Origin of the sequence: Paenibacillus hubeiensis (genome assembly GCF_032334105.1) — a bacterium.
GTDB classification, from domain to species: Bacteria; Bacillota; Bacilli; order Paenibacillales; family Paenibacillaceae; genus Paenibacillus; species Paenibacillus hubeiensis.
In genome coordinates, this window is sequence record NZ_JAVYAE020000008.1 from 214,036 (window position 1) to 234,081 (window position 20,046).

17 protein-coding genes are annotated in these 20,046 nt (G+C 51.1%); 5 read left to right on the forward strand and 12 right to left on the reverse strand.

Features of this window, described 5'->3' with window-relative positions:
* Positions 1-39: 39 nt before the first annotated feature.
* From RSX24_RS20450 to RSX24_RS20480, 7 genes are all read right to left on the reverse strand, one after another.
* Complete coding sequence (locus tag RSX24_RS20450) at positions 40-954, reverse strand: carbohydrate ABC transporter permease (protein WP_236414632.1); 915 nt, start codon at positions 952-954, stop codon at positions 40-42.
* Positions 955-978: 24 nt separating this feature from the next.
* A complete protein-coding gene (locus tag RSX24_RS20455; RefSeq protein WP_236414633.1) occupies positions 979-1,908 on the reverse strand; it encodes an ABC transporter permease in 930 nt (309 codons plus the stop codon).
* Positions 1,909-1,987: 79 nt separating this feature from the next.
* A complete protein-coding gene (locus RSX24_RS20460; RefSeq protein WP_339274446.1) occupies positions 1,988-3,469 on the reverse strand; it encodes an ABC transporter substrate-binding protein in 1,482 nt (493 codons plus the stop codon).
* 280 nt (positions 3,470-3,749) lie between these two features.
* Positions 3,750-5,279 carry a response regulator gene (locus tag RSX24_RS20465; RefSeq protein ID WP_343261666.1) on the reverse strand — a complete coding sequence of 510 codons (1,530 nt, stop codon included), beginning with the start codon at positions 5,277-5,279 and terminating at the stop codon, positions 3,750-3,752.
* Position 5,280: 1 nt separating this feature from the next.
* Positions 5,281-7,110 (reverse strand): sensor histidine kinase, encoded by a 1,830-nt coding sequence (locus tag RSX24_RS20470; RefSeq protein ID WP_438286867.1) that lies wholly within the window; start codon positions 7,108-7,110, stop codon positions 5,281-5,283.
* A gap of 948 nt (positions 7,111-8,058) precedes the next feature.
* On the reverse strand, positions 8,059-9,594 hold the full coding sequence (locus tag RSX24_RS20475) for a replication initiation and membrane attachment family protein (protein WP_236414636.1): 1,536 nt from the start codon (positions 9,592-9,594) through the stop codon (positions 8,059-8,061).
* A 381-nt stretch (positions 9,595-9,975) separates the two neighbouring features.
* Positions 9,976-10,269: a YuiB family protein gene (locus RSX24_RS20480; protein WP_236414637.1), complete on the reverse strand. Its 294-nt coding sequence runs from the start codon at positions 10,267-10,269 to the stop codon at positions 9,976-9,978.
* 229 nt (positions 10,270-10,498) lie between these two features.
* Between RSX24_RS20480 and hemQ the strand changes: the two genes are divergently transcribed.
* Positions 10,499-11,245 (forward strand): hydrogen peroxide-dependent heme synthase, encoded by a 747-nt coding sequence (gene hemQ, locus RSX24_RS20485; RefSeq protein WP_236414638.1) that lies wholly within the window; start codon positions 10,499-10,501, stop codon positions 11,243-11,245.
* Positions 11,246-11,336: 91 nt separating this feature from the next.
* Here hemQ and RSX24_RS20490 read toward each other — a convergent pair whose 3' ends face one another.
* Both RSX24_RS20490 and RSX24_RS20495 read right to left on the reverse strand, forming a co-directional pair.
* Positions 11,337-11,588, reverse strand: a complete 252-nt coding sequence (locus RSX24_RS20490) for a hypothetical protein (protein WP_236414639.1) — start codon at positions 11,586-11,588, stop codon at positions 11,337-11,339.
* A complete protein-coding gene (locus tag RSX24_RS20495; RefSeq protein WP_236414640.1) occupies positions 11,585-12,778 on the reverse strand; it encodes an NAD(P)/FAD-dependent oxidoreductase in 1,194 nt (397 codons plus the stop codon). Before RSX24_RS20495 ends, RSX24_RS20490 begins: the two co-directional genes overlap by 4 nt.
* 642 nt (positions 12,779-13,420) lie before the next feature.
* Between RSX24_RS20495 and RSX24_RS20500 the strand changes: the two genes are divergently transcribed.
* Both RSX24_RS20500 and RSX24_RS20505 read left to right on the forward strand, forming a co-directional pair.
* Positions 13,421-14,422 carry an NAD(P)/FAD-dependent oxidoreductase gene (locus RSX24_RS20500; RefSeq protein WP_339274453.1) on the forward strand — a complete coding sequence of 334 codons (1,002 nt, stop codon included), beginning with the start codon at positions 13,421-13,423 and terminating at the stop codon, positions 14,420-14,422.
* Positions 14,423-14,506: 84 nt separating this feature from the next.
* Positions 14,507-14,761, forward strand: a complete 255-nt coding sequence (locus RSX24_RS20505) for a hypothetical protein (RefSeq protein ID WP_236414642.1) — start codon at positions 14,507-14,509, stop codon at positions 14,759-14,761.
* Positions 14,762-14,784: 23 nt separating this feature from the next.
* On the opposite strand, the gene RSX24_RS20510 is transcribed toward RSX24_RS20505, so the two are convergent.
* A complete protein-coding gene (locus RSX24_RS20510) occupies positions 14,785-14,928 on the reverse strand; it encodes a sporulation histidine kinase inhibitor Sda (RefSeq protein ID WP_236414644.1) in 144 nt (47 codons plus the stop codon).
* Positions 14,929-15,279: 351 nt separating this feature from the next.
* Complete coding sequence (locus RSX24_RS20515; RefSeq protein WP_343261686.1) at positions 15,280-15,942, reverse strand: YheC/YheD family protein; 663 nt, start codon at positions 15,940-15,942, stop codon at positions 15,280-15,282.
* Between the two features lie 250 nt (positions 15,943-16,192).
* Between RSX24_RS20515 and RSX24_RS20520 the strand changes: the two genes are divergently transcribed.
* Positions 16,193-16,444 carry a hypothetical protein gene (locus tag RSX24_RS20520; RefSeq protein WP_236414646.1) on the forward strand — a complete coding sequence of 84 codons (252 nt, stop codon included), beginning with the start codon at positions 16,193-16,195 and terminating at the stop codon, positions 16,442-16,444.
* A 26-nt stretch (positions 16,445-16,470) separates the two neighbouring features.
* Positions 16,471-17,997, forward strand: coding sequence for a Ppx/GppA phosphatase family protein (locus RSX24_RS20525; RefSeq protein WP_343261667.1), 1,527 nt, complete (start codon positions 16,471-16,473; stop codon positions 17,995-17,997).
* Here the strand turns inward: RSX24_RS20525 and ppk1 are convergent.
* The gene (ppk1, locus tag RSX24_RS20530; RefSeq protein WP_236414651.1) at positions 17,957-20,038 is read right to left on the reverse strand and encodes a polyphosphate kinase 1; all 2,082 of its coding nucleotides are present in this window, start codon (positions 20,036-20,038) and stop codon (positions 17,957-17,959) included. The two genes, RSX24_RS20525 and ppk1, sit on opposite strands and share 41 nt — an antisense overlap.
* Positions 20,039-20,046 lie beyond the last annotated feature (8 nt).

Here is a 20,046-nt window from a genome sequence, read left to right on the forward strand (position 1 = left end):
CGAATATCCCGATCAGCTCTTATGCTTTCTCTCTCGACCCTATTCTTTGACGGCTCCGACCGTAAGTCCCTGCACGAAATAACGCTGGAAGAACGGATACGCGAAAATGATCGGCAGCGTCGCCAGCACAACCATGGCCATCCGCGACGTGTCTTGCGGAATCGACTGCATTGCCGCCAAGCTCATCGAGCTGTTGGCCGAATTTTGCTGGATGAACTGAATGCTGGATTCGATTCGCATCAGCATCGACTGCAGCGGCACCAGGTTGGGGTTATCGATATACAGCAGCGCGTTGAACCAGTCGTTCCAATAACCGAGCGTGCTGAACAGCCCGATCGTGGCCAGTCCCGGCAGGGACAACGGAAGCACGATTTTCAGGAACACGTAAAATTCGCCCGCACCGTCGATTTTCCCGGATTCGATCAACGCGTCGGGAACGCTGGTGGAATAAAACGTACGCAAAATCATGATATAAAAGGCATTCATCGCCAGCGGCAAAATCAGCGCCCATATCGTATCCTTCAATCCGAGCAATTGGGACACGACCATGTACGTCGGGATCATGCCTCCGTTGAACAGCATGGTCAAAATGGCGAGCACGGAGAAAAACCGGCGGTAACGAAAGCTTTTGCGGGAAACGGCGTAGGCGTACAGCGACATCAAAATCAAGCTGATGATCGTGCCCAGCACCGTCACCAGAATGGTGACGCCGTACGCGCGCAGCAGCGTATCCCCGCTCTGCCAGATAAATCGGTATGCGGCAAAGCTCCATTCGGACGGAATGACCCGGTACCCTTCGCTCGCCAGCACCTTCTCGTCGGTAAGCGAGATGATGACCACGAACACGAACGGAAACACGCAGATCAAAGCGAACAAGCCGGCCACGATATTCAAAATGACGTTCCAGCCGCGGGATACGTGGTGGAAGTCGCGTTTTTTAACGAGTTGTGCCAAGGTGAATCTCCCCTTTCCTTTGCGTCAGAACAGGCTGCTGTCCTTGTCGATTCTGCGGACGACGTAGTTGGAAATGATGACAAGCACGAAACCGACGACGGATTGATACAAGCCTGCGGCAGTGCTCATGCCGATCTCTCCGCTGACCTTCAGACCACGGTACACGTATGTGTCGATCACGTTGGTCACGGCGTATAACGTTCCCGAGTCGCGCGGCACCTGGTAGAACAGCCCGAAGTCCGCATAAAAAATGCGCCCGACCGCAAGCAGGGTCATGATGATAATGATGGGAGACAGCATCGGGATCGTAATGTTCCGAATCTGCTGCCATTTGCTCGCGCCGTCGATCATCGCGGCTTCATAGAGAGAACGGTCGATACCCAGAATCGAGGCCAGGTAGACGATGCTGTTGTAACCCACCGTTTTCCATAGAGCGACGAGAATCAGGATGTATGGCCAATACTTCGTTTCCGAATACCACTGAACCGGTTCAGCTCCAAACCAGCCCAAAATCTGGTTCAGCATGCCGCGGTCCATGCTCAGAAAGCTGAACACGAAATAACCGACGATGACCCAGGACAGGAAGTATGGCAGGAACATGGCCGTTTGGTACGTTTTCGCCAGCCGTTTGTTCACAAGCTCGGATAACAGAACGGCAAGCCCGACCGCAAATACGAGGCCCAGAAAAATGATGGCAACGTTGTACAGCAGCGTGTTGCGCGTGATCAGCCAGGCATCGTTGGTGCTGAACAAAAATTTGAAATTGTCCCAGCCTACCCATTCGCTCTTGATCAGGCTTGCCCAAAAACCTTCGCGGCTGAATCGGTACTCCTTGAACGCGGCGATGGTGCCTACGAGCGGCAAATACGAGAAAAATAGAAACCAGATGGCGCCTGGCAGCACCATGAACAGCAAAACCCGGTTTTTGAACAGGTTTTTCAAAAATGCAGTCATCAAAATCCTCCCCCTTCAGGCATGAATGGAAAAGGACCGGACGCAAGCATGCAGCCGCCCGATCCTTTCTCCGTCAATCTTATTGATTTGCCGCTCTCCACGCGTCCAGCTGCGTTTGCGCTTCGGCCATCACCTTCTCCAGCCCGGCCTGATTGAACTTCTCGATCACTTGGTCCAGGTTGGTTTCCGGGTCGAGCGTGCCGGTCATCAGTGCCGCCCAGTATTGTTCTTTCACGTTTTGCACGGCCGTCAGTTCGGCGGATACGTTGCTTGCATCGAAGTTGAAGCTCAGAATCGGGGAGTTGACCCCTTCTTCGTTGAATTTTTTGAATTGATCCCACTTGTCGTCCGGATCGTTGCTGTTCAGGTTAAGCAGCATGTTGTTGCCGAGCGAGTAGGAAGGCATGTCGTAATTTTTGGACTCAGGCAGATTTTCCATATGCAGGTCATCCACCATTTTGTAATGTACGCCTTCGATGCCGGAATCCACCATGTTGCGCAGAACAGGGTCCGTATTCAGCAGGTTGAGGAATTCCATCGCTTTCTCCGGATATTCGGAATTCGCGGAAATGGCCATGATCGAACCTTGAACGGATGTGTTCGTAATGATCGCGTCACTTGCCGGCGTCGAAACAACCGGGTAACCGTAGCTTGCGGACCACAGGTTGTCGGCAAGCGGCTGCGTCTGCGCCCGATCCAGGAACCATTTGCCCGACGTTGTCAGGTCATTGGTTGAACCGGTGGTTGCCGCTTCCGGCGATACGTAACCAGCCTTGTAGTATTTGCGCATCGTCGTGAGCGCTTCCTTCATTTCCGGCGTCTCCAGAATATTCACGATTTTGTAATCCGTCGTATCCAATTTGACGGCCATCGGCAGGTTTTGAATGACGTAGTCATACGGAACATATGGCACGTAGTTTTTGTCCATGGCAAACGGTGTGATGCTCGGTTCCTTTTCCTTGATGACTTTCAGCAGCGGCTCCAAACTCTCCAGGCTGCGAACGCCGGAAATGTCCAGGTTATATTTGTCCAGCAGCGTTTGGTTGAATCTCCACACTTCCTGCTGCGGAAGCTCTTTGTTCGCCGGAATGCCGTAGTTGTGCCCGTCCACCTTCGACCCTTCCAGGAAAGCAGGGTTGATCGTTGCCGTCAGGTCCTTGCCGTACTCGGTAAGCAGATCGTCCAGCTCCAAGAAGGCGCCTTTTCTGGCGTTTTGCACGTAATCGAATCCGCCCGAAGCGGTAAACAGAATGTCCATCGGTTCACCCGAGGCGACGTTAACCTGCATTTTTTGCGGGTAATCGCCCCAGTCCACCATTTTCATCTTTACCGTGGCATTGATTTTTTCTTTGGTATATTTGCTGACTTCCTCCATGACCTTGTCGACGTCTTTTTGCGGCGTGCCGATGGTGTACCAGATCAGCTCTACCGGCTTGTCATCCGCATTGTCCGAATCTCCCGGTTCTGCGGCGTTGTTGCTCCCCCCGCACGCTGTCAGAACAAGCGTAAAGGCCATGAATAATGCAAGGATGTGAGAAAAACGTCTTCTTTGTTTACTCATTTCTAATCCTCCCTTTTTGAGTCGTTGTGTGATGCCCGCAATTGGTGCTGCGTTGTTCGACCTGCTTTAACCTTAACGAATGAAAGCACTTTCAAATAGAAGATAAACTTAATATTTCGAGGTACAAATTAAATGGATGTATCCGATTGCCCCTAATCCTGCATGCCTTTTAGCCCAAAATCCTTACAGCAAAAAGACATGCAGCGTCACATGAAGCTTCCTTTCTGGAAGACCTTTGTTCATCTGCATGCCTGTGCCGACGTCACCTGCCCATCTGTAGCTACCCCATCACTTTGAAATCGGTTGGCGATATGCCCACGTATTTGCGGAACTGTTTATAAAAATATCCTGTCTCCCAATACCCTACGTTTCTGGCGATTTCATGCACTTTCCGGTTGGAGCTTCTCAGCTGCTCCTTGGCGCGTTCGATCCGGTATTTGTTGATGTATTCGGCAAACGTTTCGCCCGTCTCTTTCTGAAACAGCTGTCCCAAATATACCGGATGAAGATGATATTTGGCACCCAGAAGCTTCAACGACAGCTCCTCTGCATAATGTTCGTCGATATGCTGCAGCACTTGCGCAACGATCGGGTTTTTCATGTCCTGCTGCAGGCAGCGGATCGCCTCCGTTCCGACCTGCTGCAAGGCACTTACCAAGTCGTCGAACGTCTCACTCTCCGTAATGCGGCGGAGGGCCTGTTCGAAGAGGGGCAGTTCTTCCGCATGCCGGATGCTCTCCAGTTCCATTTTGAAACGAATGACCAGCTCCAAAGCGGTGCTGCGCAGAACGGCAGGCGTCGCCCTCTCCCTGTAATGTTCGAAATCGGCGCGAATCGTATCTGCCAGCTGCATCGTATTCCGGGCCAGCATCAGTTTGGCGTATTCCTTCCAATCGAGCGAAAAAGAAGAGCGTCCGCCTTCGACGGACACGTCTGCGGCTGCCAATTGCGCATGGTCAATCACCCGCAGTTCGGGATAGATCATGACATATTGGAGCGCCCTTTTCGCCTCCTGATAGCTGGTAGATGCCTGATCCAACCCGGCAACAAGACTTCCCACTCCGATCAACAGCGAGGGATGTGTGCGAATCAGGCGTTCCGACAGCTCCGACATACGATTCACAAAAGCCTGCTGCGCAGCCTGCGTCTCGTTCAGGTTTGCAATGACAACGACATCCCCATCCTGATCGCGAAACGTGTGAAGATGCTCTTCATTCGCCAGCTGCTCGACCGTTCGAGCGAACAAGCCGGATTCTTCTCCCTTCGCACGAAGAATGGCCACGGCAAAATGCGATGCCGGCAAAGAGAGATTCATCGTTCGGGTCCGTTCCTCGAACTCCCGCATGGCGATCTGCCCGTTCAGCCAGCGATGAAAAATGTTGTCCTTCAAAATTTGCATGCCGTACGCATCGTAAGGCGTATCCGCCGCCGAAACGTGATGAAGCTTGGAGACGGCATTCCGCAGCGTCGATTCGAGTTCTTCCACATTGATCGGCTTGAGCAAGTAATTTTCGATGCCAAGCTTCATGCCTTCTTTTAAATATTCGAATTCGTTGAATCCGCTAAGGATGATGACCTTTAACTCCGGCTGCGCCCGTCTTGCCTCCCGGATCAGCTCAAGCCCGCCCATGACCGGCATCGAAATGTCCGTGACCAGAATATCCACCCGCTGCTCCGCAAGCACGTCCAGCGCGGCCTTTCCATGACTTGCATGCCCCACGATTTGAAGACCGAATGCGGGCCAATCCACCAGATCGTATAACCCCTCAATGATAAACGGCTCGTCATCCACAATGCACACGTTGTACATATCATGCACCTTTCCCTTCTGTATAAGGATATCGCACCTGAATGAATGTCCCTTCCCCAACGATGCTCTGCACCCGAATCCCGAATCTCGGACCGTACAGGAATCGCAGTCGGCTGTGCACGCTGCGCAGTCCGAACATCTGGCCCGACTCCTCCGGCCGCTCCAATTCCTCCGCAATTTCCGTCAACCGCTCGGGCGTGATGCCTTTGCCATTGTCCCTAATGTCCACCTGAATGACGTCATTGTCCCGTTTGACCACGATCGACAGCTTGTTGTCCGAGCATTCGGTCCGCATGCCGTGCACCACATAATTTTCGACGATGGGCTGCAGGGAAAGCTTGACCGCAGGAAGTGCGTACAGTTCGGGGTCCAATTGGATCGTATAGATGAAATTGTCTTTGTACCGGATGCGAAACAGCTCCAGATACAATCGGCAGGCTTCCATCTCGTCCCTGAGCGTATAGTTTTTTTTCTGCTGCACCAGGCTTTTGAACAGTACGGACAGGCTGTAAATCATTTCGCCGACGTCCCTCGCCCCCTGCGACACAGCTCTCATGCGGATGACCTCCAGCGTGTTATACAGGAAATGCGGATTGATTCGCGCCTGCAATGCCACCAGCTCCGTTTCCTTCTGCCTGATCTCGGCTTTATAAACGCGTTCAATATACAAGTTCAGCTCATCCAGCATGTCGTTGAAGCTGTGCGAGATTTGACCCAGTTCGTCGTCGCGCGGATCGTCGATTCTCGCCTTCAGGTTGCCGTATTTCACCATTTGCGTGAACCGGATGATTTTGCGCGCACGCTTCGCGAAGTTGATGATGAAAAAAGCCGGAACCAGCACCGCGAACAAGATACAGACCGTGCTGATCATCAGGATGGTGTTGCGAATGCCTTGGTAAGCCTCGGCCATCTCCGCCGCAGGAATGCTGCCAACGACGACATATCCCTGGTCGGCGGAAACGAACTTGTTGATATACCTGTTGCGTTCTTTCTTCATCGAGTCCAGATCGGTCTGCTCGAAGAGGGATTCAACGACATTCAGGTAGGGGTAGGATTTTCCGTAAAATTCGCTCTTCGAGTCAAACAATACGTTGCCCTTGGCCGACAACACGACGATTTCGCCCTTAAGGTTGTCTTCGTAGCTTGCCAGTGAGCTGGCAATGTCCGCCGAGTCGAGAAACACGAGAAATTGTCCCATATTTCTTAACGTTTGCGGGTCGTTCAGCGGTACGCGGATCGAATACAGCGCAGGATCAAGCTCGTTTACCGCTTTGCGGATCCACGGATTCGGCGCTCCGATGCTGGGCGACTCCATTGCCATCACGTCGGGAATGTACGAATGTGCCGAATTGGCGTCCAGCTTGCGGAACGGCCTGCCGTTGCCAAAGGTGGACATGTCCTGACGCTCCGCGCTGTAAAGGATCACCTGCTTCATATCCGGATTGCGGTCCATCGTGTTCTGAAAATGCTTCAGCACGTCAGCCGAATAATCATCCTGGTTCGCGTAATACCCGTTCGTCAGATGCTGCACGTAATCGGCATAATCATGGTTCATCAAGTAAACGACATTGGACAGCAGCGCTTCATTCTGATGGATGTCCCTGACCATGTTTTGCACCGATTCGGCCTTGAGGCGAAGATAACGGTCCACGCTTTCCATCGCCGCTTTCTGGATATCCAATTCCCGGCGGATGATGGAATCCGATACGGAAAGGTAGATGATGTAGGACAACGTGATCACCGTGACAATGGAGATGACCGAAAAAATCAGCAGCATTTTCATGAACATGTTGTTGTGGAAGAATTTTTTGTAAACGCTAACAATTTTCAAGTCGCAGACTTCCTCTCCTTGCCGTTTTGCTGTCTCGATTATAGCATTAGCACTTTGACATGAACGTGCCGCACCAACATTTTCTTTAGTTTGTACCTGCCAATCTTTAATTTGGCCCTATTTGAAAACGATTTCATATATTATGTTAGCCATACCTGTTATCCCCAGATTTTTTTGGATTCCCCTTATTAAGGGGAAAATTTGGTGATAAGCCTATGCTTCCGATGCAGCTTTCTTTCAGAATGCTTTCCGGCGAACGCTTCGCTTCTCCAGATTGGTTCTGCCTCTTCGTTAACGTGTGTATGTTTTTTGCGGTTTATATATTTTCGATTTTACGATGTAATTGCGTGTTCATAGCATGACAAAGGCGAGCCCCTTCACTAGGGAAGCTCGCCTTTGATTTATACAGGATGGTTGCATTCGCATAACATCACTTTGTGCAAGACGCCATCGGTGCGACGAACGGTACTCGGCGGAACATTCATATACTGTGCTCGGCACGTTGCCTTTGGCAGCCCTCGTTCCCCTTGCGGCGCTAACGAACCTCACACACCTTATTCCGGGTTATGGTACCGTCTTGGGATTCTAACGAACCTCAGGCACGCTATTCGGGCAACCGACGCTACTTTGAGGCCAAATAATGCCAAATAGCGGCGCTCATGTTCGTTAGAAATTTCAGCGCACCTACAACCTGCAAATAAGACGTCTCATGTTCGTTAAACGTTATGCGGTTAAACGTTAGCGTTGTGCGCTAAGCGTTTAGCGTTAAGTGTTGACGTTCTGCGTCTGCGTTAGCTGTTAGCGTTAAGCGTTTTTGCGTTAGCCCTCCGCGTAAGCTTTCTGCGTTAAGCTTCAGCGCTTAGCATTCGCATCCAGGCACTGCCCTTTGCGTAATCTTAGCCCGCTATGTCCCTCTTGCATAACGCCCTCGCCTAACCATTTCCCAATCTATGATGTCCCTTGCTGTTTGCTGGCCTGCATCTGCTGCGCGAACCGCATCATTTCCTCGAACTCTTCCTCGGATATGGCGTCGCTGTCCGCCACGGCATCCTGTACGATCGGAATTTCCGGTTTAGGTTTGGTGCCCTTGCCGTATGTACGCGTGCGTGTTCCGGCTGCACCGGCAGCCTGCTTGCCTTTGACCTTGGATTGGTCACGTATATACTGAACGGCCTTCTCGTACGTGTTGACTTGTTTGAGCAGCATGTTGGACGCGATCGCTTCGACGAAATTGCGGTTGATCCGCTGCTCGCTGCCGGAAACCATCAATGCCATCAAATAATGAATGAGCACGTTAATGACTTCGCCCGGCAATTTGTAGCTGAGATCGATTTTCTCGAAGATGTCGATCAGGTTGTCCGGCACAGCCCCGGGGAAAAAGGTCTGCAGCAGCCGGGTATACGGCTCGTTGCGCAGCATCATGTTGTACTGATGAATGTCGCATTTGCTCGCAAACTGCGGAGGCACCTCGACGTAATACTCCATCTGCACCACATGCTCCACGGGCGGTTCCGCATCCGCCTGCTGCGCCGATTCATCCATAGTCTGCCTTAGCGCAACCACTTTCGCCGCCTGCACGGTCTGTTGGTCCCGGCGCCGTTTCGTTTGCCGCGACAACAGACTTGCATTGCGCTGCAGCTCGTCCAGCAGCAGTTCGCCCTGCGGCGTAAAGATATCGTCTTCGTCCAGCAAACGGCATACGTCCTGCACGCTGAGATTGAATTTGTTCACCACGTAGTTGACGCTGCCCAGCTGCTCATGGTCAAAACGAAGCTTTTCCACATGGCGGCGATTCGCCGACTCGCGCGGAAAACGCAAAATGATGTCGGCATAATTCAATGTCGGTTCTTCCATGCCAATCTTCGCGACCCCACGCTGAGCCGACGTCGACACCTCGGACAGCGCCTGCTCCAGCTCATAATCGATCACATGGGTGTTCAGCTCGAAAATCTCGTAAAACGGAACCGAAATGTTTTCCTTGTTCGCCGCTGCCGGATATGGCGCCTCGCCGCTCTCCAGGGCAGAAAAACCGGCACGAAGGGACAGAACGGCGAATTTGCCGATTTTGTCGCGAAGCAGCAGCGTCAGATGCTGGGTCCTGAAAAATTCAGCCGGAGACAGCGGTGCCTGCAGCTCGTATTCGTAGATGTAATCGTCGTTTTCCGGAATATACAAACGCGAAGTCTGAAGGAGCCCTACTGCTTCCAGTTTGGACGCTTGCTCCGCCAAATATTTACGCCCTTTTTCGCTAGGCTCAAGCCCCAACGTCATAAACAGCCTGCGCTGCTGCTCCAGAGGTGAATATCCGACCTGTTCTCCGGGGAGATGCTGGAATAGCAGCCGATAAAGACCAATCGCAAATGCACCTACCATAGGCTGGTAAGCCCCTGTCAGCATACGGTCGTCCAGGGCGCTAAGCCCAAACTCCCTGTATACGCAATAGCGGTGATGTTCGGTAAAATGCAGCAAATTGTTCATGCGCATGGCCAGTATCTCCTTCTCCCCAAAAGTTTGTTTATCTATTCTATCACAAATGCCCGATCCTCAAATGCCCAAAAACAGGCGAAAAAAAGGTCCGTTCTCGCTCCGTTTCGTCCTAGGTCGACAGCATTCACGTTTTCGCAAAGTTGCTAGAATACTATAAAAGCTGCGGCACCGAAATACAAGTGAAACTATTGAGAAATAGAGGATCTTTATGGAAAATACGCTTGTTTCCCTATGCTATGCAGCCTAATTGCAGCAACATTCCTTTTTTGGACATAAAAAAAGAAACCCTGTTCTCGCCCCATTCCGCAAAAAGCGGAAAAGAAGGCACAAGGCTCCCCTTATTTAACGGCTGTTGCATCAAACCAACTGCTGTCTGTTTCAAAACATTTTGTAACCGCCAAGCCTGAGTTTCCGAATAGCCCAGCCGCTGATGACGGCTCCGGCCAGGCCGGCCACACCCGTGAGATAGTCAACGATCTGGAATGAAGCCAGATGAGACATGAGGGTGCTCGCATGATCCCATAGCGAATAAACCACGACAGGCAAAATCACGATCACGAATAGATAGGAAGGAAACCATGTCGTTTTCATTAACATATTCAAAATGAAACCGATACCAAACATCATTACAAAAAACAAAACCATCAGCACCAGCACAGGGATAAACTGCATCGGGCGACGTTCACCTCTTCCTTCCGCTCTTGGGCATCTCTTCCGGTTCGTAGTTAGTTTACCGTAAAAAATGTGGCGAAGCAACGAACTTTCTGGATAAAATCCCCTTTTGTTTGCCGCGAATCATTTGCCCTTCCGCTTCCGATTGGGATACAATGAAAACGGTATTGTCACTAACCCGTCCCGTTCGCGGGATTCGGAAAATATAAACCTCAGGAGGAACAAGTCAATGAACGAAGCAGCATCAACGCTGGAGGGCTGGTATGCCCTGCACGATTTTCGGTCGATTAACTGGGCAGCCTGGAAAGCAGCCGACGATGAGGAACGCGCCGTAGCGCTGGACGAGCTGCAGGAATTTTGGAAAGAGTGGAAGGACGTTGAGGAATCCTCCAAAGGAAGCACTGCGGTATACACCATCGTCGGGCAAAAAGCCGATTTCGTCATGATGCATCTGCGCGAGACGCTGGAAGATCTGAAAGCCGTCGAGAACGCGTTCAACAAAACGATGTTTGCCCAATATACAACCAAAGCCTACTCCTATGTAAGCGTGGTCGAGCTCAGCAACTACCTGGGCAAAGACGGTGGAGACCCGATGCAAAATCCGGAAATCGTCGCTCGCCTCAAACCGGTATTGCCTCAAAAACAATACATTTGCTTCTATCCAATGAACAAAAAACGGGACCTGGCCGACAACTGGTACATGCTGTCCATGGACGAGCGCCGTTCATTGATGCGCAGCCACGGCCTGATCGGCCGCAGTTATGCCGGCAAAGTAAAACAGATCATCACGGGTTCCGTCGGTTTCGACGACTGGGAATGGGGCGTTACGCTCTTCGCGGACGATGCGCTCCAATTCAAGAAGCTCGTGTACGAAATGCGTTTCGACGAAGTCAGCGCCCGCTACGGCGAGTTTGGTTCCTTTTATGTGGGAAGCTTGCTGAACGAAAGCTCGATGGAAGACATGCTGAAGCTGTAGCAGCGCTCGTCCGGTCCAAGGCGCAAAGCAAGACCAAAAAGCACCGAGCAACATCCATCCCCGGATGCCTGATCGGTGCTTTCTTTCTATGCTATTCATCTTCGGCGTCTACCGCTTTCAACGATTCCAAAAATTCGGCTGTAGCACGGTCCCTGTCCCGGCTCTTCTCCTTCAATCGCTCGATGGCAGGCAAAATAAGAATGTCGACCTCTTTTTGCACGATGTAGGCGAGGTCGTACTGATTTTGGTCCTCCAGATAGCCGCCGACCTTCATCAGATCGTTGTACCGGTCAAGCTCATCACGCGTCAGCAATCCCCGAACCTGAACACTGCAATGTCTCATCCAAAAAACCGTCCTTTCTTCAGCACGAGAGGAATGCCTCCAATAATGAACAGATAACGAAGATCCACCAGCTTTTTCAACTGAGCCGCCTTCCAGCCCTTGTATTTCTTGCCGTTGACCACGGCGATGGCTTCTCCTTTTCCAAGCGAAGCTACCGTACCTTTGCTGGCAAATGCAAAAGACTGCGGCGCTTTGCCGCGAATGTCGGCCACGATGTTTTTGGCACAGTTGACGCCTTGCTGCATTGCGATCTGGGCCGTAGGCGGATACGGTCTGCCTTCAGGGTTAAATACGATCGAATTGTCGCCGATGACATAAACGTGCTCATGTCCGGGCGCACGCAAAAATTCGTCCACCTTCACGCGGCCCCGCATCACTTCCAGTCCGGCCTGCTCCAACAATCCATTGCCACGAATGCCGCCGGTCCATACCACGGTTGCAGCTTCGATTTTTTCCCCTTCGCCCACAATGACGCCATCCGGCAAACATTGTTTGATCGGAACGCCGATTTTGAAAGTGACGCCTTTTTTCTTCAGCACGCCCATGGCATGTTCAACCAGTTCGGGATCAAAGCCCGGCAGCGCCGACGGGGCAGCCTCCACATTGTAGATGCGCACTTTTTTGGGATTCACGTCGAACTCCTTGCATAATTTCGGAATGCGATCGGCAAGCTCTGCTACAAATTCGATGCCGCTGAATCCTGCCCCGCCGACGACAAATTGGATCCGGCTAGCTTTATTGTCGCTTTTATATAATGCAAACTGATATTCGATATGCTCCCGAATCAATCTGACCGAATTGATGCTGCGAATGGTCATCGCATGTTCCTGCATGCCCGGAATGCCAAACGTCTCGGGTTCCCCGCCAAGCGCGATAATCAAATAATCATAGGAAAGTGTGCCGTCTTCCAGAATGACCTTGCGATCTTGAAGTCTGATTTCCTTGACGGAAGATTTGACCAAGTCGATTTTGAACTCGTCAATCAGCTTCGAAATCGACACCCGCGAATTTTCGATCGTATCCGTGCCTGCTGCCGGCATATGTAGGTGAGTCGTAATATAATGATAATCATGCCGATTCACCAAAGTGACGTCGGCTTCATTATAGTTCAGTTCTTTCTGCAGCCTCTGGGCCGTCAATACTCCGCCATACCCTGCCCCGAGGATGACGATCTTGGGAATGCTGCTCATGTCTTTACCCCTTCCGGTTTCGCTTGCATCCACCATATGTCTGAATGGCTGCAACTTGCATTTACTTACAACTATTGAACAGGTCTTATCCATTATGACAACAAATGTAAAGTCGAAAAAGTTTGATGGTTTTTAGGAAATCGTTTTACGTTTTACGTTCTACATTCATCCAAACTCCGCTTGCGGAATGCATCCGTGTTAAACGTTCGGTGGAATCGCATGCATAATATGAAAGAATCGTTTCGAATCTATATTTGTCCCGTTGGAGGGCCGCACGCTCATTGCAACGCAATTCAACTGTGAAATTGGACACATGTATGCCTAAAGTATGGATGCTGTCCTCCTCCGCCAAAAAGGAAAGGATTCTGACAAAAAAACACATAGTACAGGACAAGAATAGCTGTAATCCTAGTAAATATCAAGGCTTTTTTGCCACTTTTCATAACCTTTCATTTCCAATTTCATCCTTTTCTCACCGGATCTTCATCAATTATTCCCATATTCAGCGAATACGCAACTTTGCAACCCCGTTTTCAACGTTTATAATTGAGAAGGATATTCAGTTACGCGTACGGATACGGTTCGATCCGTCCATTTTTTTTCGGTAACTACCTATATAAACTAGAAAGGTGTTGTTGATTGTTGACTGCACAAACGAACGGTCATGAGATGACCGATTTGCTTATTATCGGCGGTGGACCTGCGGGATTGTTCGCTGCGTTCTATGGCGGAATGCGCCAAGCGTCCGTTACGCTGGTAGAGAGCATGCCGCAATTGGGCGGACAGCTGGCCGCACTCTATCCGGAGAAATACATCTATGATGTTGCCGGATTCCCGAAAGTGACTGCACAGGAACTGGTAAATAATCTGATCGAGCAGATGAGCCACTTCAACCCGAATATTCGTCTGGAGGAAAAAGTCGTTTCGGTCGAGAAAAAGGACGAGCGCCACTTCATCGTCAAAACCGATGCAAACGAATACCATGCCCAAGCCGTCATTATTACTGCGGGCGTCGGCGCATTCGAACCTCGCCGCCTGGAACTCGAAGGCGCGGACAAGTTCGAAAAAACGAACCTTCATTATTTCATTAGCGATCTGAACGCGTTTGCCGGCAAAAAAGTGCTGATCAGCGGCGGCGGCGACTCTGCGGTAGACTGGGCGCTGATGCTTGAGCCGATTGCCGAGCAAGTGACGCTCGTTCATCGGCGGGATAAATTCCGTGCGCATGAGCATAGTGTCGAAAACCTGATGAATTCGAAAGTCAATGTCGTGACGCCGACCGAAATTTCGGAAATTCACGGTGACGACCGCATTACCAAAGTCACGCTGTCCCATGTCAAAACCAAAGAAACACAAGAGATTGAAGTCGATGACGTTATTGTCAACTTTGGATTCGTTTCCTCGCTTGGACCGATCTCCGAATGGGGAATCGCCATCGAAAACAATTCCATCGTCGTGGATTCCCGGATGGAAACGTCTATTCCTGGCATTTTCGCTGCCGGCGACATTACGACCTACCCGGGCAAGCTGAAGCTGATCGCCGTAGGTTTCGGAGAAGCGCCTACCGCCGTCAACAATGCCAAAGTATACTTTGATCCGGATGCGAAATTGTCTCCGGGACACAGCAGCAACATGAAGCGTTAATCGGCTGCCAAGCCCCTTCATAAAAGACACAAAAAAGGGTATCTTACTCCTGAACAACGATCTTATCCTTCAGGAGGGATACCCTTGTCTTATATATGCCCGCTTTGTAATGGCCTTATTGTTCCGGCGCAGGCTTGTCCCCACTGCCTTCAGGGGCTGTCGGAATGCGGCAAATTGGACGATTACACCGGTCCTTACAGCCCCTATACTTCCGGCATCACTTCTACCGGCGATGCGGAGGAGGCAGGAAGCGGTTGCATACATGTGCTGTACTGCGACCATTGCCAGACCCGTACGTTATGGTCCGAACCTCTATGGGACATATCCGGAAACCTGTAGCCTTGCCTGCAGTGAGGAGTTCTTTAGTGAAGAATGGCAGAAGCATTGGTATCCAGTTTGCGCTTATGGATTTCAGCCAAGAGCAGGGCGATGAAATCTCTCTCGAGATTGAGCTCAATCGCTTGATGGTAAGAATCCAATAACATCTCATCGGATAACATAGCCATTTCCACCCACAACCTTTCCTTTTTTTTCCTCGAAACTATCATATCAGAGATCCATAAAGAGAACAAGCGTTCTGTTATCCACAACAATTTGTGGAAATCCTGTGCATAGTTTGTTGATAAATGGCAAGAATGTTGACTATCCAACGTGGATAATGTGGACAGAATTTATGCACAGGATTTGTGGATATAACGGTAGGCGATATATTAAAAAATATTTTTTGCATGATTCATAGTTTTACAGGCCGATACGTCTTATTACCCTATGCACCGCGGATTAAACCTGACCTGATCCTGACCTGCTTTCTTTTATTATCGGCTGGCATTCGGATTTGTTTAAGCTTTTCATGCGTTTTATTGGGGTCTGGTGTTCACTTCCAAAATCCATATTTTCCCTGAATAATCCAGGCCGTAGTCAAATCCAAGCTCTCCTATTCCTGGAAAGCGGCTCTCCATGATTTGGGTACAAGTCAGTGTAAGCGAGCGCATTTCCCGCCGTTTTCGTGCAGTGGACACATGCGGCAAGGAGTGCTTCAAAGCCGTTCTTCCATTTAGCATAGTTCCACCCCTGCTCAGATTGGTCACGCACAGGCCGCGCCGGGCCCATCGGCCCACCATGGAACGAAACGTCCATCCACGCTCGGTTTTGACGACCTTCACCCTGTAGTCCACGGCTCTTCCATGAATGGTAGCGAGGTGAATACCCTGTTGAATCAAATATTTTCGTTTAGCCTTTACCCGCAAAAGCGAACGGTACATCCTTTTGTAGCTTGAATAAGAACGTGTCGTTCTCTTATATTTATAACGGTATACGCCCCCGTGTGCGGACACCCGAATGACGCCGTAGCCCCCTGCCCCCACGATCGGTTTCACGTATACCATTCCATACGTTCGGAGCATCTGTCGCAAATTCGGGGCATTGAACGCTACGGTTCGGGGGATGTGCGCAGCAGCAGCCGGATACTTCAACAGCGTTTCTGTTTTCAACCATTTGCTTGCAAGTTGTCTCGACATGATTGATCTCCTTTCGTGAACAATGGTCCTTCCTTATACATACTCAGCAGAAACCTCCCATTCTTGGATGTTTGTCCAAGGCCAGGACCCATTTCCTTGGGGGCCGTTCCCTTATGGGCTTGTTTGTCCGAAGGTCAAGTGCAGTTTGTTCGCCGCCTGCGTCACGTTGCTTTTCAAACGCTTTAATCTGTAATATGCTACTTAAGAATATATGGGTAATAGGATCAATAAGAGGACCGAAGGAGCGTTCATTATGGAATCGTTTTTCAAGTCATTGTACGGCATCGCCTATGTCGCCATGTTTATTGTGCTCTTGGCTGTCACCGTGCTGCTTTTTGTTACGGGAGTACGGCTGTTCATCCAAAAGCGGAACCGCGGATTCGCCGTAAGCTGTATTTTGTTCGCTTGTTTTATCACGTTCATCGTTGTTGTCATGCTGACAACACCCTTCTCCCCGCTTCCGGATTCGTCCGGAGCGATGGCCGCACTGTTGCAGTTTGGATAGATCACCCTGCGTAGAAGGAGATAAGTATGAATCAAAAAGGAACTCTCGGCATTATCGACATCGGCTCCAACTCCATTCGCCTCGTCATCTATGAGATGGATGCAGAAGGCGCTTATCGAATCATTCATGAGGATAAATATGCGGCAAGATTAAGCAGCGTGGTTGAAAAAGATGGACGGATTTTGCGTTCTTCATTGGACACCGCCATGACTGTACTGCAGCAATTCAAGGCAACGTGTGACGCATTTCGCACGAGCAGAATTCACGCAGCCGCTACGGCAGCCATTCGGAATGCAGCTAACGCCGATCAGATCATCGGGTGGCTGGAGGAGGGAACCGGGCTTGAAATCGAATGCGTATCCGGAGACCGTGAAGCTTATTACGGTTTTCTCGGAGTGATCCAGTCGATTGGCCTGAACGACGGGTACGTCGTCGATATCGGGGGAGGCAGCACGGAAATTACCGTTTTCCGCAATCGGGAACGGCTGCATAGCATCTCTTTGCCCATCGGTGCCGTGAACTCGCATGCCCGCTATGGGAATGAAGACCGCTGGACGGAAAGCCATATCGAAAGCCTGCGCAGCGAAATCGTCCAGGCCCTCAGCGGGCAGGAATGGATAAGCCAATACGCCGGACTTCCCCTGATCGGCTTGGGAGGTACCATGCGTACACTTGCCAAAATGGAGCAGAAGCGGACGCAATATTCGTTGCCGGTCACGCATCATTACGAGATTAGCGCTGCGGCGATGGATGCCATGTATGAGTCCATGCCGCAGCTGACCTCGGCCCAGCGTAAAAAGATCCCGGGATTGGCCAAAGACCGGGCCGATATCATCGTGCCTGGCATCATCATTTTGCGCACGGTATTCGAACTGATTCAAGGAGACCGTTACGTCGTCAGCGGAGCGGGCTTGCGCGACGGAATTTTACGCGATTTGCTGGCTCCATTCTATCCCTTGGCGCCGACGGCACTGGAAGATAGTGTCCGCAATTTCCTTCATTTCGGTCCAGCTATGCCAACCGATCGGCTGAAACGCGTATACGAGGACTCTCTTACCCTGTACCGTGCTTTATACGGCAAGGAGCCGTCGCCCGAAGATGACCGCATTTTGTACGTGGCCTCGATGCTGCATGGCGCCGGCAAACAGATCAATTACTTCCGATACAGCCAGCACTCTGCATATTGGATCATGAATGCCGGCATTTACGGACTTTCACACCGGGAAACCGTGTTATCCGCATTGGTCGCCGACTATCATCCGAAGAAAAGAACGAATCAACTGCTGCAAAAACACAAGGACATCTTGCTTGCATCGGACGATCACCATGCACACCATCTTGGCTCCATCGTGCAAGCAGCCCAAGTCATTCATCGTGCCGGGCGTATATCGTCCATGACGGCAACGCAAAAAAACGGCTCGCTGCAGATGAATTTCACCTGTACAGCCGAGCCGTTACTCGAATTGAAAGGTTTGGAAGATGCCATGAAGGATCTGGAAGACGCATGGAAAATCACGTCAGCATATTCGATTCTTCCGGCTTCCAAGGAATGATGCCCATCGCCTCCGTCTGACTTCTCAGCGGGGGTTCTTCGTTTTGCACAAACACGTAATTGCCGCTAGGCAAGAGCTTTCTCGCCTTCACGTTGTCTCTGAGCGACAAATTCAAAATTTCCACAAGCATCCGCTTCAAATCCGGATCGAATACGGGACACATCAGCTCGATCCGGCGCTGCAGGTTGCGCGTCATCCAGTCGGCGCTGGATATATACACATCCGGATTCCGGTTATTTTCAAAGTAGAACAATCTGGAGTGTTCCAGGAACCGATCCACAATGCTGATGACGCGAATGTTTTCGCTCAATCCCTCGACGCCGGGACGCAGACAGCATACGCCTCGGACGATCAGATCAATCTGCACGCCGGCCTGGGAGGCCAAATAGAGCTCGTCGATCATATCCTGGTGCGACAGCGAGTTGATCTTGGCGATGATCCGTGCCGGACGCCCTTTTAGAGCATGCTCCTTCTCCCTGCGGATCAAAGCAAACAATTCATCTTTCATGCCGTCAGGTGCCACGCGGAAAGCTTTCATCGATTTGGGCCCGGAATATCCGGTAATCTCGTTGAACAACTCGGAGGCATCTTCCCCGATGACCGGGTTGGAGGTGAACAGCCCTACGTCCGTATATACTTTCGCCGTACTCTCGTTGTAATTCCCCGTCCCCACGTGCACGTAACGACGCAAGCCGTTTTGCTCCCTGCGCACGACCAGAATGATCTTGGCATGGGTTTTCAAACCGACAAGCCCGTACACGACGTGGCAGCCTGCCTTCTCCAACTTGCGGGCCCAGGCAATGTTCCGCTCCTCATCGAAGCGTGCCTTCAGTTCAACCACGACCGTCACCTGTTTGCCGCTCTCTGCAGCATGGGCCAAGGCCGGAATCAGGCGAGAATCGCCGTTTACCCGGTACAGCGTCATCTTGATCGCCATCACTCTTGGATCTTCCGATGCTTCAACGACGAAGTCGGTGACCGGTTCAAACGACTCGTACGGGTGATAGACCAGCACATCCCGCTTGCGCAGCAACTCGAAATGGCTCTCCCGCGGCAAAAATTCCGGCGGATAGATCGGCTGCACGGGACTATACTTCAGATGGCTAAAGCCCTCAATGCTGTCCACGAACCCCGAGAGGAAGCTGAGATCGAGCGGTCCATCGATTTCGAATACCGGGTCCTCGATCTCAAACTCCTCCTGCAGCTCGGCCAATGCGTCCGGCCGGAAATCCGTGCAGATTTCGAGTCGGACGGGTGCCCCCCGGCGTCTGCGCCGCAATTCTTTCTCAATCGCTTCGAGCAGATCCTCAGCTTCTTCTTCATTAATGGAAAGATCCGCGTTGCGGGTGACCCGGAACTCCTGCACTGCCAGCGGAATGAACCCGCTGAACAGCGTCGTCATATGATGCTTGATCAGATCTTCGATCAGAATGAACGTTTTCTTTTTGCTGTTTGCACGCAGCGGCACTTGAATGACCCTCGGCAGATTGGAAGGAACCTGAATAATCGCGAATAAGGGCTCGCCCTCACTCTCCTCTTCCTTCTGAAGAAGCACCGACAAATACACCGATTTATGATGCACCAGCGGGAATGGACGGCTTTGGTCCACTGCCATTGGGGTTAACACTGGAAAAATGATGTCATGATAATATTGATCCATGGCGCGCTGCTGCGTCACATTCAAGTCATCATATTCCTGAAGAACGACGCCTTTTTTGGCAAGCAGACGAATCAATTCACGATAGGTTTTGTATTGTTCGGATACCATTCCACCAATGCGCTTGATCAATCGCCGATACAGACCGGAAGGCGTATACCCCGTAAAATCCTTTTGCGTAAACCCGGCCTTGATCTTTTCCTTCGTTTCCGCTACCCTGACACTCATGAACTCGTCCAGGTTGCTGGCGACGATTCCCAAAAACCTCAATCGTTCCAGTAAAGGCGTTTCAGGATCCTGTGCCTCCTGCAGCACGCGCCGATTAAACTCGACCCAGCTTAAATCGCGGTTTACATAATTGCCTGTTTTGATATCTCTTTGCATGTCTGGCC